The sequence below is a fragment of the Deinococcus pimensis DSM 21231 genome (assembly GCF_000519345.1).
Classification (GTDB): Bacteria; Deinococcota; Deinococci; order Deinococcales; family Deinococcaceae; genus Deinococcus_A; species Deinococcus_A pimensis.
This window is the reverse complement of sequence record NZ_KI912643.1, coordinates 1872-2495: the sequence shown is the minus strand read 5'-3', so window position 1 is coordinate 2495 and position 624 is coordinate 1872. Positions and strand designations below refer to the sequence as shown.

The window sequence follows — 624 nt, the reverse complement described above, 5'->3', positions numbered from 1 at the left end:
CGGGAAGTCCACGCTGCTGCTGCAGGTCGCCGACCGCATGGCGGCGGGCGGGCAGGGCGTGCTGTACGTCGCGGGCGAGGAGTCGCTGGAGCAGATCCGGCTGCGCGCCGACCGTCTGGGCGTGACGAGCGAACTGCAGATGACGCGTGACACCCGCGCCGATCACGTGGCGGCCCTGATGGCGGAGCACCGTCCCGCGCTGTGCATCGTGGATTCCATCCAGACGGTGCAGGTGGAGGGCGACGGCGCGCCGGGCGGGGTCGCGCAGGTCCGCGAGGGCACGAGCGTCATCACGCGCGCCGCGAAGGAGACGGGCACCGCGACGGTCCTCGTGGGGCACGTCACGAAGGAGGGCACCGTGGCGGGCCCGAAGGTGATGGAGCACATCGTGGACACGACGGTGTTCCTGGAGTCCGTCGGGCAGTACCGGCTGCTGCGCTCCGTGAAGAACCGTTTCGGGCAGGCGGGCGAGCTCGGCGTGTTCGAGATGCGCGAGGCGGGCCTCGTGGCGGTGGAGAACCCGTCGGCGGCGTTCCTGGCCGAACGGCCCGTGGGCGTGCCCGGCAGCGTCGTGGCGGCCACCATCGACGGGCAGCGTCCCATGCTGCTGGAGGTGCAGGCCCT

At 72.4% G+C, this 624-nt stretch carries 1 protein-coding gene; it reads left to right on the top strand.

Annotated elements, in window-relative coordinates; genetic code table 11:
* Positions 1-624 (top strand): AAA family ATPase (locus DEIPI_RS30555; protein WP_045234197.1); only part of this gene is annotated, 624 nt, incomplete at both ends.